General features: G+C 43.6%; 15 protein-coding genes and 4 tRNA genes. 10 read left to right on the forward strand and 9 right to left on the reverse strand.

Features of this window, described 5'->3' with window-relative positions; genetic code table 11:
* Window positions 1-77 precede the first annotated feature (77 nt).
* Together PV763_RS00175 and PV763_RS00180 are read left to right on the forward strand one after the other, a co-directional pair.
* Window positions 78-2,582 (forward strand): acyl-CoA dehydrogenase, encoded by a 2,505-nt coding sequence (locus PV763_RS00175; protein ID WP_420937159.1) that lies wholly within the window; start codon window positions 78-80, stop codon window positions 2,580-2,582.
* A gap of 166 nt (window positions 2,583-2,748) precedes the next feature.
* Window positions 2,749-3,141: a carboxymuconolactone decarboxylase family protein gene (locus PV763_RS00180; RefSeq protein WP_420937160.1), complete on the forward strand. Its 393-nt coding sequence runs from the start codon at window positions 2,749-2,751 to the stop codon at window positions 3,139-3,141.
* Window positions 3,142-3,324: 183 nt separating this feature from the next.
* On the opposite strand, the gene PV763_RS00185 is transcribed toward PV763_RS00180, so the two are convergent.
* From PV763_RS00185 to PV763_RS00225, 9 genes are all read right to left on the reverse strand, one after another.
* Window positions 3,325-4,164, reverse strand: a complete 840-nt coding sequence (locus PV763_RS00185; RefSeq protein ID WP_420937231.1) for an NAD(P)-dependent oxidoreductase — start codon at window positions 4,162-4,164, stop codon at window positions 3,325-3,327.
* A 51-nt stretch (window positions 4,165-4,215) separates the two neighbouring features.
* Window positions 4,216-5,571 (reverse strand): pyrimidine utilization transport protein G, encoded by a 1,356-nt coding sequence (gene rutG / locus PV763_RS00190; protein ID WP_420937161.1) that lies wholly within the window; start codon window positions 5,569-5,571, stop codon window positions 4,216-4,218.
* A gap of 33 nt (window positions 5,572-5,604) precedes the next feature.
* A complete protein-coding gene (gene rutF / locus PV763_RS00195) occupies window positions 5,605-6,123 on the reverse strand; it encodes an NADH-dependent FMN reductase RutF (RefSeq protein ID WP_420937232.1) in 519 nt (172 codons plus the stop codon).
* A 143-nt stretch (window positions 6,124-6,266) separates the two neighbouring features.
* Window positions 6,267-6,647, reverse strand: coding sequence for a pyrimidine utilization protein C (rutC, locus tag PV763_RS00200; RefSeq protein WP_420937162.1), 381 nt, complete (start codon window positions 6,645-6,647; stop codon window positions 6,267-6,269).
* Between the two features lie 31 nt (window positions 6,648-6,678).
* A complete protein-coding gene (gene rutB, locus PV763_RS00205; protein WP_420937163.1) occupies window positions 6,679-7,440 on the reverse strand; it encodes a pyrimidine utilization protein B in 762 nt (253 codons plus the stop codon).
* Complete coding sequence (gene rutA, locus PV763_RS00210; RefSeq protein ID WP_420937164.1) at window positions 7,437-8,543, reverse strand: pyrimidine utilization protein A; 1,107 nt, start codon at window positions 8,541-8,543, stop codon at window positions 7,437-7,439. The genes rutB and rutA overlap by 4 nt, the downstream gene beginning before the upstream one ends.
* A 349-nt stretch (window positions 8,544-8,892) precedes the next feature.
* Entirely contained in the window at window positions 8,893-9,684 is a 792-nt protein-coding gene (gene rutD, locus PV763_RS00215) for a pyrimidine utilization protein D (protein ID WP_420937165.1), read from the reverse strand.
* Window positions 9,685-9,764: 80 nt separating this feature from the next.
* Window positions 9,765-10,022 carry a hypothetical protein gene (locus tag PV763_RS00220; protein ID WP_278357802.1) on the reverse strand — a complete coding sequence of 86 codons (258 nt, stop codon included), beginning with the start codon at window positions 10,020-10,022 and terminating at the stop codon, window positions 9,765-9,767.
* 135 nt (window positions 10,023-10,157) lie between these two features.
* Window positions 10,158-11,339 carry a S1C family serine protease gene (locus PV763_RS00225; protein WP_148334389.1) on the reverse strand — a complete coding sequence of 394 codons (1,182 nt, stop codon included), beginning with the start codon at window positions 11,337-11,339 and terminating at the stop codon, window positions 10,158-10,160.
* 170 nt (window positions 11,340-11,509) lie between these two features.
* Between PV763_RS00225 and PV763_RS00230 the strand changes: the two genes are divergently transcribed.
* The 8 genes from PV763_RS00230 to PV763_RS00265 all read left to right on the forward strand — a co-directional run bounded on the left by PV763_RS00230 (window position 11,510) and on the right by PV763_RS00265 (window position 15,613).
* Window positions 11,510-12,268, forward strand: a complete 759-nt coding sequence (locus tag PV763_RS00230; RefSeq protein ID WP_420937166.1) for a Nif3-like dinuclear metal center hexameric protein — start codon at window positions 11,510-11,512, stop codon at window positions 12,266-12,268.
* 153 nt (window positions 12,269-12,421) lie between these two features.
* Window positions 12,422-13,048: a superoxide dismutase gene (locus tag PV763_RS00235; protein WP_004646486.1), complete on the forward strand. Its 627-nt coding sequence runs from the start codon at window positions 12,422-12,424 to the stop codon at window positions 13,046-13,048.
* Window positions 13,049-13,197: 149 nt separating this feature from the next.
* Window positions 13,198-13,273, forward strand: a tRNA-Asn gene (locus PV763_RS00240).
* Between the two features lie 5 nt (window positions 13,274-13,278).
* Window positions 13,279-13,354 (forward strand) — tRNA-Asn (locus tag PV763_RS00245).
* A gap of 291 nt (window positions 13,355-13,645) precedes the next feature.
* Window positions 13,646-13,721: transfer RNA gene (locus tag PV763_RS00250), tRNA-Asn, on the forward strand.
* Between the two features lie 6 nt (window positions 13,722-13,727).
* A tRNA-Asn gene (locus PV763_RS00255) sits at window positions 13,728-13,803 on the forward strand.
* Between the two features lie 60 nt (window positions 13,804-13,863).
* The gene (locus PV763_RS00260; protein WP_168730734.1) at window positions 13,864-14,307 is read left to right on the forward strand and encodes a DUF2726 domain-containing protein; all 444 of its coding nucleotides are present in this window, start codon (window positions 13,864-13,866) and stop codon (window positions 14,305-14,307) included.
* A gap of 316 nt (window positions 14,308-14,623) precedes the next feature.
* Window positions 14,624-15,613 carry a diaminopimelate dehydrogenase gene (locus PV763_RS00265; protein ID WP_004279649.1) on the forward strand — a complete coding sequence of 330 codons (990 nt, stop codon included), beginning with the start codon at window positions 14,624-14,626 and terminating at the stop codon, window positions 15,611-15,613.
* Window positions 15,614-15,788 lie beyond the last annotated feature (175 nt).

The following is a 15,788-nucleotide window of genomic DNA, read 5'->3' on the forward strand; positions in this document are numbered from 1 at the left end:
AAAATGAATGAACTGTGACAAAAATTCTATGAGATCTCGGCACAGGCAGCGTTGTATAAATCTGGAGAACTATAACAATGCTATTTATATTTGCTGTACTACTGCTATTACTTAGTTTATGGGCGGTTTTCTATTTTCAGCTCTCCCGTAGCGCGGGTGCAATTGCACTAATTGTCATGTCAGTAGTCTGTGCCTTTATTAGCCCATGGTCACTTATTCTCGGCATTCCGCTGATCCTGATTAGCCTTGTGGTGATGATCGACCCTTTACGTATGTCGTTCATTTCTAAACCGGCCTATAAAGCACTGGCCAATGCCATGCCGAGTATCAGCCCGACAGAACGTGAAGCACTGGACTCCGGAACCAGCTGGTGGGAAAAAGAACTGTTTATGGGTGCACCGAACTGGGAAACCTTTAACAGTTATCCCTATCCCAAATTATCGCTAGAAGAACAAGCTTTTCTGGACAATGAGGTTGAGACCTTGTGCAGCATGCTGGATGAATGGGAAATCCATGAGCAGAAAGCGCTGCCTGATCATGTCTGGCAATATATTAAGGAACATGGTTTCTTAGGCCTGATTATTCCCAAAGAATACGGCGGTCGTGCCTTTAGCTCCTTTGCCCAAAGTCGGGTGATGAGCAAGATTGCTTCGCGATCTCTGACCACAGCCGTGAGTTGTATGGTACCGAACTCACTCGGACCAGGCGAGCTGTTACTGCATTATGGTACCGAAGAACAGAAAGACCGTTATCTGCCGGGTCTGGCGCGAGGCGAAGAAATTCCCTGTTTCGGTTTGACCAGTCCGGAGGCCGGTTCCGATGCTGGTGCGATTCCTGATACCGGTGTAGTCTGCTATGGCCAGTTTGAAGGTCAGGAAGTCTTAGGCCTGAGAATGAATTTTTCCAAACGCTGGATTACTTTGGCACCAATTGCGACAGTGGTGGGTCTGGCCTTTAAAATGTATGATCCGGATCATCTTTTGGGTGAACAGACTGAATATGGCATTACCTGTGCCCTGCTTCCTGCCAGTCATGAAGGCGTAATAGTGGGACCACGGCATAACCCCGGACCACCATTTATGAATGGTACGGTTGAAGGTAAAGATGTGTTTATTCCTCTGGACTGGATTATTGGTGGCGTCAAAAATGCCGGTAAAGGATGGCGCATGCTAATGGAATGTCTGGCGGTTGGTCGTGGTATTTCCCTACCAGCGCTGTCTACTTCTACTTCAGAAATGACTTATTTAAATGTCGGCGCTTTCTCTCGCATCCGTCAGCAGTTCAAAATTTCAGTTGGTAAGTTTGAGGGTGTTCAGGAAGCCACCAGTGAAATCGCCAGTGATACCTATATGCTGGAGGCTTTCCGTTATCTGGTCACCTGTGGTCTGAATCAGGGCGGCAAGCCTGCCGTAATGACAGCGATTGCCAAATATTATGCGACAGAAGGCATGCGTAAAGTGGTCAATCACGGTATGGATGTGGTCGGTGGCCGCGCCATTCAGATGGGTCCGCGTAACTTTCTGGCGCCTTATTATCAGGCAATTCCAGTCTCCATTACGGTTGAAGGCGCCAATATTCTTAGTCGTTCCCTGATGATTTTCGGTCAGGGTTCAATGCGTTGCCATCCTTATCTTTATGAAGAATTACAGCTCTTACAAGCAGAAGACTCGGCAGCGGCTCTAAATCCTTTTGATAACTTGCTGTTTAAGCATTTGGGTTACACCTTGAACCGGACTGCTCGCTCCTTTGCCTATGCCTTTACAGGTGGCTCCAATGCTGCGCCGCAAAGTGCTGTTGACTTTACCCGTCCTTATTACAAGATCATTAACCGGCTGAGTGCCAACTTTGCTTTAACTGCGGATATGTGCCTAGGTTTACTTGCAGGTGATATCAAGCGTAAGGAAATGCTTTCGGGTCGTCTGGCCGATATTCATGCACATCTGTTTATTGCTTCCTCGATTCTGAAATATTTTGAACATAGCAAAAAGACTGAAGATGAGCGTTTGCATGCACAGCTTGCGGTAGAAAAATCTCTCTATACGGCGCAAGAAGCATTTTTTGATCTGTTTGCCAACTTCCCGGTAGGCGTAGCAGCAGGCATGGTCAAACTATTATGTTTCCCATTTGGCCGTCCGGTACAGAAACCATCAGACCAGCTGAAACAACAGGTAGCGAATAGTATGATGGAAGACAATGCTTTCCGTCAGGTCCTGAAAAAGCATGTCTATTATAATACTCATGAAAATGATGTCACCGGCCGTATGGAATCTACTTTCACCATGTTGCTGGACATTGAACAGCTGTGGGATCGTTTTAAAAAAGCTGAAAATAAAGGACAATTTAAAGGACTCAGTTTTGCTGAGCATGTGGCAGATGCACAGCTACAAGGCTTTATTAATGATGAGGAAGCAGAAAAACTGCTGCACTACAATGCTCGCCGTTATGACAGCATGTTGACCGATGTATTTGATCTGCATTTGAATGAGGTATTAGAGCTTGAGAATCCGTATCTCATCAAGGAAGATGCCAAAGGAACGGATACTTCAGTGCAAACTGATCCTTCACACTCAGTATCACCTTAAATAAAACTTGAATTTAAGGTGTCATAAATCCAGAGTGAAGTCATTTTATTACTTTACTCTGGAAGCTTTACAAGTGGTTTTTCAGCCACTTTTTTACGACTATTGCACGATGGTATTTCGGATGGAAAGTACTAAGCTAGCCCTATAAGAAAATTGAGGGTAGACGATGTCACAACAAGATTATGAAAATGGCCTGAAAGTCCGTACTGAAGTGATGGGTGCAAGCTTTGTGAAGCGTGCTCAGGAAAATACTGTTCCATTTACACAGCCCTTACAGGACTGGATTAATGAACATGCCTGGGGTTCGACCTGGCAACGTGAAGGTGTTTTACCGCGTAAATACCGCTCCTTAATTACCATTGCCTTCCTTACGGCTCAAAAAAGCCCAACTGAACTAAAAGGCCATGTGCGAGGTGCCCTAAATAACGGCGCAACGGTTGAGGAAATTCAGGAAGTGCTGCTGCATAGTCTGCCTTACTGCGGCGCACCGGCAACCCAGGAAGCCTTTCGTGCTGCACTTGAAGTGATTCAGGAATATGAAGCGAATCAACAAAATTAAGATATTTATTTAAATTGTTTGAGCTTGTCATATTAAAATTAGCTTAGGCTATTTAAAGCAATTGAAATAAAAATCCGGGAATTTTAAATCCCCGGATTTTTATATTTTAGATAAAGAAATCTATTGCGATGAACTTAATTGAAAATTAATTATTTCTCTTAATAACAGGTTTTAATAAAAACTTTATCCCCTTAATTCAATTTGCGTACGTTGTTCTAAGCCTTGCACCGCAGCGGAGAAATCCAGCTGGCTGGCCTGTGGCTTAGCAATCTGCTGAAACTGCTGCTGAACTAAAGACATCACTGATAAATCCAGTTGCTGTTGCTGTACAAGCTCTAAAGCAATGCCGATATCCTTTTGTAATAAATCCAGCGCAAAGGTTTTATGAAACTCACGGCTTAAAACCCGCTGTGCCATGATATTTTCCGACATGCTGCTTTTACCACTGGAATGATTAATACAGTTCAACGCACTGCTTAAATCAACTCCCTGCCCTTTCAACACAGTCAACCCTTCAGCCAAAGCCCATAAATGCGTAGCCATCAAGGTATTATTAACAGCTTTCACCGCAAAACCAGAACCGCTTTCTCCGACATATTCAATCAAGCCAGCAAAAGCAGCAATGACCGGTTTGGCTTGTTCAAAGGCAGCTTCATTTCCTCCCACCATCACGGTTAAAGTGCCTTTTTCTGCCCCAACAGTCTGACCCGATACCGGAGCATCCAGGTAATAGCTTCTCTGCTGCTCCAATCGCTTTGCCAGTTTTTGTGCCGATTCCGGTACACCGCTGGTACAGTCAATCCAGATTGCACCGGATTTAGGTGGATGTGCCTCAATTAATGCTTCCACATCCTGACTGGTCGGCAAACAGGAAAAGATAAAATCTGCCTGAACCGCCTGTTCAATACCCACTGCCTGAGTCCTGAAACATTTCGCATGATCTAGCGCTTTCTGTTCAGTCCGGTTCCAGACCCACACCGAGTGTCCGAGTTTTGGCAAATGGGAAGCCATATGCCAGCCCATTGCCCCGAGTCCTAAAAATGCAACTGTATGACTCAAAAAATACTCCTCATATTAAGCGACTGGCTTAACCTCAACTTCTGTTGCGGTCGATGCAGATTCAGGCATTTCTTTATCTTCACCACGATTCAGGAACAGATTGAGTAAAATCGCTGCCAATGTCGCAGTACCGATACCACCCAAATCAAAACCACCGATCTGCAAGCTATAGTTACCTGTACCCATAATCAAACACACCGCACCAATAATCAGGGTACTGTTCTTGGTAAAATCAACATGGTTGTCTACCCAGATTTTGGCACCAGCCACGGTAATCAACCCGAAGACCACAATCGATGCACCACCCAATAAGGCCACTGGAATGGTACTGATCACTGCACCAAATTTTGGTGAAAGACCCAGCAAAATAGCGAAGATCCCGGCAAAGATAAACACGGTGGTTGCATACACTTTGGTCACTGCCATCACACCGATATTTTCAGCATAAGTGGTCATCCCGGTACCGCCGACAGAAGCGGATAATGAAGTACAAACCCCATCTGCAAAGAAACCGCGTCCCATATATGGCGACAGATTTTTACCAGTCATCGCGGATACCGCTTTAAAGTGTCCCAAATTTTCCGCAACCAGAATAATGGCTACCGGTGCAATCATCAGCATCGCATTCATTTCAAAGACCGGACTCTGGAAATTTGGCAGACCAAACCATGCTGCTTCACTGACTTTGCTGAAATCAATCGCAGGTCCGAAGCCCATAATATTGGTGAAAAGAAAATAAAGCAGATAGGAAGACAATAAGCCGAGTAACAGCAGCAGACGGCGTACCATCCCACGGGTAAATACAGCAATCACACTGATACAGAGAATGGTGATTAATGCCATCCAGGAATCAAACTGGTTGGCAGATACACTTTTGATCGCGACCGGTGCGAGATTCAAGCCGATAATCATCACGATGACGCCCGTGACTACCGGTGGCATCAGCTTTTCAATCCATGCAGTACCGGTTTTCATGACTAGCAGCCCAATCAAGGCATAGACAATACCGCAGGCAATGGTTCCCCCGAGTGCCAGCCCGATATTGGGATTCGCCCCTGCTCCGGAGTAGCCTGTGACCGCCACCACGGCGCCAATAAAGGCAAAACTAGACCCCAGATAACTTGGCAATCGACCGCCAGTGATCAGGAAAAATAAAATGGTGCCAATCCCGGTAATAAAAATCGTGAGATTGGGATCAAACCCCATTAAAAGTGGCGCCAGCACGGTTGCCCCAAACATCGCAAACACATGCTGTAACCCGAGAATAATACTTTTCCCAGCCGGCAGATATTCATCTGTTTGGACTGGGGTTGTATCGATATTGCCTTGGTAAGGCTTAAATTTTGGAAACCACGTTTCTTTTTCTTGCATGGGCTTCCCCTCCTTGATTAGGACTGAATTGATTTAGCACATTTTGTGTGGCTCACAGTAAGAACGGTTAAAGTACATCAGCGCATTACCTTGACGCTGGCACATGGCTTTCACTTCACAGAACAGCACGTCATGACTGCCTACAGATAAACATTGGACTACCTCGCAGTCGAAACTGACCAAGGCATACTCAAGTACAGGTGACTGGGTCACCAACGTTTTCCAGTTCCCCTGACTGAAACGCTCTGCCATCGGCGTTTTTCCACCGAACAGATTGGATAGATGTTGCTGATGTGATGCTAAGGTATTCACACACAACACCTGATTATTTTTAAAAGTTTCGTAAACTGATGCTGAACGGTTCAGACAGACCAACAAAGTCGGTGGCGTATCAGTCACACTACACACGGCGGATGCGGTAAATCCAGCCATGCCTGAACGACCTTGTGTAGTAATCACATTCACTGCCGTACCCAGATTGGACATGCCTTGACGGAAAATCTGCTGATCGACCTGAGTAAATACTTCAGCTGCGTTTTCAGTCTTTACCACCTTATTTAATGCACTGTTTTCTGCAACTGCTTCGTCGATGATTTTAGACAATTTGGCATTCATGCTGTTCTCCTCCGCTCCAAGTCAGTTTTCAGTGACAGACTTAGGGCTGATATAGATGAAATTGAATCAGGTGGTTCGGCTTATACATGAGCAATCGAGGCGATTTCGACCAGCGCCTCAGGTTTGACTAAGCCCGTCTGTACGCAATATCGTGCCGGTTTATCTCCCGGAAAATACTCTGCATAAACGGTATTAATTGCTGCATAATCTGCCCAGTCTTTGACAAACACATGATTGAAAGTGACGTCATCCATGCTGCCACCGGCTTCTTCAATGATACGCTTGATGGTTTCCAGAATATGACGGGTCTGGGCCGCGGCATCACCGACATGCACCACGTTATTATTTTCATCAAAGGCCAGCGTGCCTGATACATAGACAATATTGTCGGCCTTGGTTGCCGGTACAAACGGCGCTAACGGTTTTGAAGTTCCTGCTGGAATAATGACTTCTTTAGGCATACTGTTTTCCTTAATCTTGATCTTTAATTCTTTAGGCACTTTCAGCCAATTTAGTTTCTTTAAGTGATTCACTTTCTTTTTGAAAGGTTTCGACAAAATTTGCAGTATCGGATACCCAACCAAAGAAGGTCTTGATGTTGTACAAACTGGCTTCGTGGGCCTCGACTGGCCCGGCCTGATGGCAGGCATCTGCCAGCGCCACGCCGAAATATTCCAGAAAGAAACCATCACGCAGGGTCGATTCCACGCAGACATTAGTGGCAATTCCCACAAACACCAGATTGCGAATACCACGCACACGCAACATGCTGTCCAGTGCAGTATTAAAGAAACCGCTATAGCGAGGTTTTTCAATGACCAGATCTTGTGGCAATGGCTTTAATTCATCAATCAATTCAAAATCCCAACCGCCCTTGGCCAGTAATTTCCCCTGTAATTCAGGCTGTTTACGCATAGTCTTTAAGGCATTGGATTTATGGAAATTCGGAGAATCCGTACCACCCGCTTCCTTATATTCTGCATCCCAGCCATTTTTAAAATAGATGACCTGAATACTGGCCGCATGCGCAGCATCGACTGCTTTTTTTATATTTTCGACCACGGGTTTGGTTTTTGAGATATCAAAACCAGCCAGATCCAGATAGCCACCCTGCGAGGTATAGGCATTCTGCATGTCGATCACAATCAGGGCAGTCTGTTCAGGTGCAAGGCAGATTGCTTCAGGCTCAGCTTTAAGCGATTTTCCGGTACCCAATTTTTCTGTAAAACCGGCTCTTACCACTGACTCACTCATGCGCTTTTCTCCAGTACAGGTGCTTCACCCTCAATCACAATATGGTCACGACATTTCATCAATGGCTGGATTCTCTGACCGAAATCTTCTACACCCTGAACGAAATCATCAAAAGTCAGCAGCACACCTTCTGTACCCTTGATTTCGCCAATTTCATCCAACATTCGTGCCACATTTTTATAAGAACCTACCAGAGTCCCCATATTGATATTTACAGGAGATACACTAGACGCCATTTGACGGATATTGGTATCTGTACCGGAAGTCGTGTCTTTCCCACCCTGATTCATCAACCAGTTAATCGCTTCCATGTCGGCACCATCGTTATAATGCTGCCATTTCGCTTGAGCTTCTTCGTCAGTTTCTGCCGCAATCACCATAAACAGCACATACGTCTGCACATCACGGCCAGTAAGGTCAGTTTTCTCTTTTAAGCGGTCATTAATTTCTGCATAAGCCGTTGGAGTATTCAGCCCTTTACCAAATACAAAGTTGTAGTCAGCATATTGCGCAGAAAATTCGAGTCCTGCATCAGACTGACCTGCACAGATAATTTTCATATCGGCTTGCGGGCGCGGGCTAACACGGCAGTCTTCCATCTGGAAATGCTCACCTTTAAAGTCGGATTTACCTGTTGCCCAAAGCTCACGCAAAATTTGTACATATTCAGACAGATATTCATAGCGTTTGCCAAAATACTCATTGCCTGGCCACATGCCCATCTGGGTGTATTCAGGCGGCTGCCAGCCCGTCACGACATTTAGCCCAAATCGGCCATTAGAAATCGAGTCAATGGTAGATGCCATGCGCGCTACAATTGCAGGTGGCATGACTAGAGTTGCAGCTGTTGCATAAATTTGAATTTTGCTGGTAACAGCAGCAAGGCCGGCCATCAGGGTGAAAGTTTCCAGGTTATGTTCCCAGAATTCAGTCTTGCCACCAAAGCCACGCAACTTGATCATGGAAAGTGCGAAATCGAAACCATAGTGTTCAGCGCGCTGCACGATTTGTTTGTTTAACTCAAAAGTCGGCATATATTGTGGTGCATTTTCAGAGAGTAACCAGCCGTTGTTTCCAATTGGACAGAAGACACCTATTTTCATTTTCACACCTCATTATTTTTTAACATTTATTCAAAATCTTGAATCCCCTACGGGAGTCTTATTTACAATATAAACATTGCAAACCGTGTGCCAAATATATTTATTCATTTTATTTCAATAGCTTAATATTTAGTTTTTTGAATTTTTAGTAAAATAACTATTTTTAACCATGAATCAATTTCGCTCACTATGTTTCATTCAAGTGCATTTATAAAAATTCATGCGTGTGCAGACCCTGTATAAATTCGCAGTAAAATTCCTGCTCATATCATAGAAATGATTCATTAGAAAAAATAAAAAGTCAGACCCAAGGTCTGACTTAAATAAACAGGTTTATTGGCTGAAAATATCAGGCAGATTTTAAAAATTGCAGCATGCTTTGGTTGATCTGGGCAGTTTCAGTCACTGTAGAAGCATGCGCTCCTGTTGCAAACAGACTGAGCTGACTATGCGGCAATAATTGCTGAAGTTGTTTCGAGCGTTGATAAGGCACCAGAAAATCATCTTGATTGGCAATCAGATGTACAGGAACATTTTTGAGTGCCTGCTGATGCACTTCTTCTAGTTGAAAAGCTTGTACCGCCTGTATACGAGCCAAGACATTTTGAGTCGGTGGAAAGTCTAGTAGCTGTTTATTTTCTGCATCAGTCAACTGTTCAATATGTGTAGAGATCCATTGCGGGGGGTACAGAAATAAAGCTTGTGCCTGCACATAGGCTTCTGCTCCGCTATTCAGCAATAAAGAAGTCCTTGCCTGAAAACATTTTTGGGTATGCACATCCAGTTCCCCCCAGGCATTCAACATAGTCAGGCTAAGTAACTTAAACGCTTTATCAATCTGATAAGTCGCGAGCTGCATGCCAATATGCCCACCCAGTGCATGTCCAATAAAATGAAACTCGCGGATATCCTCATTGATCAATAAATCCAGAATCTGCCGGGCCATATGATCTACGGAATAAGGTATTGGTAACAGTTCAGAATCCGAATGACACCCCTCCTGATCATAAGTCACCACATGAAAGTATTGCTGCAAAGCCTCAATTTGTGGATGCCAGAAACTGGCATGTCCGCCTAGCCCAGAAGAAAGCACTATATAATGCGCATCGGCCCGTGCTGCAGGATAAATAAATAAAGACATAAAATTCTCATAGTTTCGCTATGAGATGAGTGCAGCAAAATACATGCCTGAACAGAACCGCTTTTGAACAATTGTTAAAATTATAGCCAGTACACATTAAAGCTGTAATAAAATTCCTGTACTTCAAAGCGCACGTTATAGCCCAGATCTGTTAACTCGGCAGACAAGGCACGGATATCTTCCAAAGGCAGATGTTTGGGAAAAACTGTCAGTACCGCTGTATTGCCTTGCCGAGCATTATCTTCAATCAGTTGCGCCAGACGTGGCTTGTACATTTCAATATCCAAGTTAGCAACATTGGATAAAATTTTGGCCTGATCTGCCGTCATAAAAGTCATTTTTATTTTCTCTTTTAATCTTATTTCACTAAGCTAAATGATTTATAAAGCGCTTAATATTTCACTTTTGTATCAGAACATGCTGAAAGAAAGCATAAAAAAATCCCTCATGATGAGGGATTTTTTTAATCAAACTTATTGGCCTGGGAGAGGAATATATTGTGAAGCACTGTCTTGTGCCTTACGTTCAGTCACCACAACTTCTAGCATCATGGTTTTCCCTGCCCGCTCAATTTCAATCTGAATGGTACTGTTTGGCTTTTGCAAAGCCACAAAATTAATCAAATGTGAGGCAGAACTAATCTCTTCCTCATTTACTTTCATAATCTTATCGCCACGCTGGATTCCCGCTTTGGCAGCAGGTCCGTCTGGTAACACTTCTGCGACCGTTACACCTTTTTCTTTAGGCTGCAGGACATCATCACGTTCTGCTGGCAATAAGCTGATACCTAACCAGCCACGAACCACACGGCCATCTTTCAAAATGGCATTCATCACCTGCTGACAAATTTTGGCCGGAATGGCAAAACCAATCCCCAGCGAACCACCAGACTGCGAGAAAATTGCGGTATTGACGCCAATTAAATTACCGGCGACATCAATAAGTGCACCGCCCGAGTTACCCGGGTTAATTGCAGCATCGGTCTGTACAAAGTCTTCATAGGTATTGATACCCAAATCTGAACGGCCCGTTGCCGAGATAATCCCCTGCGTCACGGTTTGCCCAACACCAAAAGGATTACCAATGGCCAGAACCACATCACCGACTTCATTGCCACTGAGTTTAAATGGCAAAACTGGCAATTGCGTCAGTTCAATCTTGATCACGGCCAGATCGGTATCCGGGTCAGTTCCGACCACTTTAGCTTCGGCACGACGTCCATCCTGCAAAGCCACTACAATCTGATCGGCCTGCGCAATCACGTGGTTATTGGTCAGGATATAACCGTCTGGACGTACAATTACACCCGAACCTAAACTGTTTTCATTCGGGCTTTGTCCATACTGGTCAGGTAATTGATCGCCAAAAAATTCACGAAATACAGGATCAGTCAGTAAAGGATGCGCCTGTTGCTTGACTTTTTGGGTAGTAAAAATATTCACGACAGCGGGTGCTGCCACTTTTACAGCAGCACTGTAGGAGACCACGCCTCCTGAGCGCGACGTATCAATCAACGGCTCTACTTTTTCAGCAGGCATTTTAACGCCATCTGGCGCAACTGGTGCCTTTGGTTTTTGTAGTTGTTGCCACCCCAAAAAACCGATAATGACTAAAATCAGTAACACCCAGGGTAACCATGTAAAGGTGCGGCGCACGTTGCTATCCTCTAAAATATTTTAATTCGTTGATGACTAAGTAATTTGTGTCCTATTGTAATGCTAAACACATAACTAAACACAAAAAATTCCACAGAGATTTGTGCAGCTTTAGTTACAATTAGACCTATAGATAAATAAGGGCAAGTTTTTAAACTTATAGGAATTTTATGGCGAATTTGAACGATATTATTCAATGGTGTGACCAGACTTTGGCATCACGTGAATTTAAGGATTATGCACCGAATGGTTTGCAGATTGAAGGCAAATCCGAGGTGCATAAAATCCTCTGTGCCGTGACCGCCTCCCAAAGTGCAATTGAAGCCGCAATTGAGCAAGGCGCAGATTTACTGCTGGTGCATCACGGCTATTTCTGGAAAGGAGAACCCTATCCGATTACCGGGATGCGTGGTAAGCGCATTAAAACCCTGATTCAAAATGATATCTCACTGGTTGGCTATCACCTGCCTTTAGACAGTCATCCAACACTGGGAAATAATGCCGCCATTGCGGATTTATTGGAACTCGAAAATATCGAACAGCTTGATCCGAGTGAAAAACGTCCAATTGGCAATATTGGCTATTTAAAACAGCCAATGAGTCCGGAAGATTTTAAAAATTATGTTTCAGAAAAGCTGAGCTTTGATGCGATTCATCTTTCCGCTGACAAAACTCAAATCCATAAAGTCGGCTTCTGTACCGGCGGTGCGCAAGACTATATTCACAAGGCAGCACTACAAGACTGTGATGCCTATATTTCAGGTGAAGTAAGCGAACGGACCTTTTATGAAGCTCAGGAAATGAATGTGCATTATTATGCCTGTGGTCATCATGCGACTGAAAAATACGGTGTACAGCGCCTGGCCAAGGCTATTTCAGAACAGTTTAATATTGAGTATGATTATTTCGAATTAAACAATCCGATTTAATTCGACTGACGGTTATGATCAGTGGCTTTATTCATATATTTTCAGGCTTTATTCTGTATTGTTATTTATACACGATGCCCATTTCTGCCCGATTATCTATTACAATAAAGCCACTTATTGTTAAAACCCAGCAAAATGCAAGGAATTGAAAACATGACAACCATTACTTTACCCGCATTACCTTATGGCTACGAAGATCTTGCTCCACACATCAGCAAAGAAACTTTAGAATACCATCACGACAAACACCACAATACGTATGTGGTTAACCTGAATAACCTGATCGCTGGTACTGAGCTTGAAGGCAAAACTCTAGAAGAAATTATTACAGCAACTGCTGGTGATGCTTCTAAAGCAGGTGTTTTCAATAACGCGGCTCAAGTTTGGAACCACACGTTCTACTGGAACTGTATGGCTAAGAACGGCGGCGGTAAAGCAACTGGTACTTTGGCTGCAAAAATTGACGAAGCTTTCGGTTCTTATGAAAAATTTGCTGAAGAATTTGCTGCTGCTGCAACTACTCAATTTGGTTCAGGTTGGGCATGGTTAGTGGCTGATGAAGTAAACGGTCAGCTTTCAATCATGAAAACTTCAAATGCTGATACGCCAATGGCGCACGGTAAAATTGCAGTGTTGACGATTGACGTTTGGGAACACGCTTACTACATCGATTTCCGTAATGCTCGTCCTAAGTACATCTCTACTTTCCTAGAAAGCCTAGTAAACTGGGATTATGCAAATGCGAAATATGCAGGTCAGCCTGCAGGTGTTGAGAAATAATTTTTTATTTCTTTGCTAAAAAAATCACCCATTTTGGGTGATTTTTTTTATTTTTAGGCACTAAATGAATATTAATAAAGCAAACAATTCATTTCTTTACATTAATTGATTGACGACCTGGTTATTCATCCCTAAAATGCCGATCAGATTCTCCAATAGCTCAGTCGGTAGAGCGACGGACTGTTAATCCGCAGGTCCCTGGTTCGAGCCCAGGTTGGAGAGCCATCTATTCTTCCATAGCTCAGTCGGTAGAGCGACGGACTGTTAATCCGCAGGTCCCTGGTTCGAGCCCAGGTGGAAGAGCCAAGATTCTGAAGAAACCCACTCATTGCGAAGTGGGTTTTTTTATAGCTGTATTTTTTAAATTGAGAGCATATTGATTTGTATGCGCGATCAACCGCTCATTTCTTATGATCCAGATCACTTATCAAAATTTAGGCTGATCGCGATTTTGCTGTTAGGATCGGTTTACATAAACATAACAGTTTGAACTACAAACCTTTTCGACTATTTTTAAAACACTTGATTCAATTTCTGCAGCTTTTTTCTAAAAGTGCCTTGACCCCTTTTTAAATCTCTCTATAATCGCTGTCAGATTCTCCAATAGCTCAGTCGGTAGAGCGACGGACTGTTAATCCGCAGGTCCCTGGTTCGAGCCCAGGTTGGAGAGCCAATCTATTCTCCCATAGCTCAGTCGGTAGAGCGACGGACTGTTAATCCGCAGGTCCCTGGTTCGAGCCCAGGTGGGAGAGCCAAGATTCTAAAAAACCCACTCATTGCGAAGTGGGTTTTTTTATTCTCCCCTTTTGTGATCTGTGTTTAATTTGAGTCAGTTTATATTTTTTGTGATTGGCTGCCTGGCAACTTTTGCATTAGTTTGCCTGCTCTTGCCGCATCTCTTCACCCGTCAAAAGAAATTCTATCCAAAGCGCGTCATTACTGCTTTTGAAAGCAGGATGTTTACACGTCTGAAAGATGCCTTTCCCCATCATCACATTCTTGCACAAGTCGCATTTAGCGCTTTGATCACGCACGATCAGATGAAAATGCGTAATCAATTTAATCGTAAAGTTACAGACTTCGTAGTACTTGATCGTGAATATAATGTAGTGGCGATTGTCGAACTGGATGATCCGAGCCATATTGGCAAAGAGCAGGAAGATGCTGAACGTGATGCGATGCTGATTGCAGCAGGCTATACCGTGATTCGATACACTCAGATTCCAACTATCAGACAACTGCAAAGGGATTTAAAATAAATTAAGCTGCAATTTCGATATTTCTCGCTACAGCTTGAATTGGATTAATCAAAGCCTCCTGCTCCGCTTTTAATTTCTCGGCAGCTTTTCATGCTTCAAAACTAACCTATCCTCGTCCAATTTAGCGTCTCATCACAAGCATTCTCAGTTAAACCTGCCTTTCTGCAGGATTAGGGTGATAAAGTTTAAATTATCGCTCTATAATCCTTTCGAAAACAAAATATAAGTCAGATGACCTGATTGGCCTGTTCCATTTCTGGCCATCATCACCTTGCTTATTTTTGGCGTTGTTTTTTTATTCAGTGATCGTTTATTTATGCAAAATTCTATTCGTATTGGTATCGCGGGTTACGGTAATCTTGGCCGCGGTGTTGAAACTGCCATCCAGAAAAATCCTGATATGCAGCTTGTCGGTATTTTTACTCGCCGCTCACCAAGCAGCGTCTCTCCTTGCTTTGCAGAAACTCAAGTGTATAGCATGGATGCACTATTAAATGAGTTTAGCGATAAAATTGATGTGCTGATTCTTTGTGGCGGCTCTAAAGATGACTTGCCACAACAGGCGCCTATCTTTGCAAGTAAATTCAATACTGTAGATAGTTTTGATACGCATGCACGTATTCCGGAATACTATGCTGCAGTCGATGCACCCGCCCTTGCTAACAAAAAAACAGCCATGATTTCTATTGGCTGGGATCCTGGCATGTTCTCGATTAACCGTTTATTTGGTGAAGCGCTATTACCAGATGGCGAAACTTATACCTTTTGGGGTAAAGGCTTAAGTCAAGGCCATTCAGATGCGATCCGCCGTGTACCGGGTGTAAAAGCCGGTGTGCAATATACTATTCCATCCACTGATGCTATTGAACAAGTCCGCAGTGGCGCACGACCTGAGTTAAGCACCAAAGATAAACATCATCGTGACTGTTATGTGGTCTTGGAACAAGGAGCTGATGCAGCAACAGTTGAACAAACCATTGTCAGCATGCCTGATTATTTTGCAGATTATAATACGACTGTGAATTTTATCAGTGAGGAAACTTTACTGAAAGATCACCAAGATATGCCACATGGCGGTTTTGTCATTCGTAGTGGTAATACCAGTGATGCACAAAAACAGGTGATTGAGTTTTCTTTAAAGCTGAATAGCAATCCAGAGTTTACTGCAAGTGTTCTAGTGGCTTATGCCCGTGCCTGCTACCGTCTGAATCAAACTCAGCAATATGGTGCCAAAACAGCCCTAGATGTAGCACCTGCCCTACTTTCAATTAAATCTTCAGAACAATTGCGCAAAGAATTGCTTTAAGATGATTTAAATATAGCCACCGATCGGATGATGGGTGGCTATATTTTTCCATTCTAGAATACGGCTTGCCTAATTACTAAGTATCGAATATCTACAGTCAAATCATCGTTTGCAGAAACCCATGCAACTATCTACTACACAGACATTTGCAGTATTAGACAAGTGCAAAGGGATT

This window comes from Acinetobacter sp. AS5, assembly GCF_048957595.1.
Classification (GTDB): domain Bacteria; phylum Pseudomonadota; class Gammaproteobacteria; order Pseudomonadales; family Moraxellaceae; genus Acinetobacter.

Bases quoted from the DNA above. Each gene is read 5' to 3' on its own strand.
- PV763_RS00185 (WP_420937231.1), bottom strand. From the start codon at position 4,164: ATGGGCTGGCATATGGCTTCCCATTTGCCAAAACTCGGACACTCGGTG.
- rutG (WP_420937161.1), bottom strand. From the start codon at position 5,571: ATGCAAGAAAAAGAAACGTGGTTTCCAAAATTTAAGCCTTACCAAGGC.
- PV763_RS00175 (WP_420937159.1), top strand. From the start codon at position 78: ATGCTATTTATATTTGCTGTACTACTGCTATTACTTAGTTTATGGGCG.
- PV763_RS00220 (WP_278357802.1), bottom strand. From the start codon at position 10,022: ATGACTTTTATGACGGCAGATCAGGCCAAAATTTTATCCAATGTTGCT.
- PV763_RS00230 (WP_420937166.1), top strand. From the start codon at position 11,510: ATGGCGAATTTGAACGATATTATTCAATGGTGTGACCAGACTTTGGCA.
- PV763_RS00265 (WP_004279649.1), top strand. From the start codon at position 14,624: ATGCAAAATTCTATTCGTATTGGTATCGCGGGTTACGGTAATCTTGGC.
- rutB (WP_420937163.1), bottom strand. From the start codon at position 7,440: ATGAGTGAGTCAGTGGTAAGAGCCGGTTTTACAGAAAAATTGGGTACC.
- rutA (WP_420937164.1), bottom strand. From the start codon at position 8,543: ATGAAAATAGGTGTCTTCTGTCCAATTGGAAACAACGGCTGGTTACTC.
- rutD (WP_420937165.1), bottom strand. From the start codon at position 9,684: ATGTCTTTATTTATTTATCCTGCAGCACGGGCCGATGCGCATTATATA.
- PV763_RS00235 (WP_004646486.1), top strand. From the start codon at position 12,422: ATGACAACCATTACTTTACCCGCATTACCTTATGGCTACGAAGATCTT.
- PV763_RS00180 (WP_420937160.1), top strand. From the start codon at position 2,749: ATGTCACAACAAGATTATGAAAATGGCCTGAAAGTCCGTACTGAAGTG.
- rutC (WP_420937162.1), bottom strand. From the start codon at position 6,647: ATGCCTAAAGAAGTCATTATTCCAGCAGGAACTTCAAAACCGTTAGCG.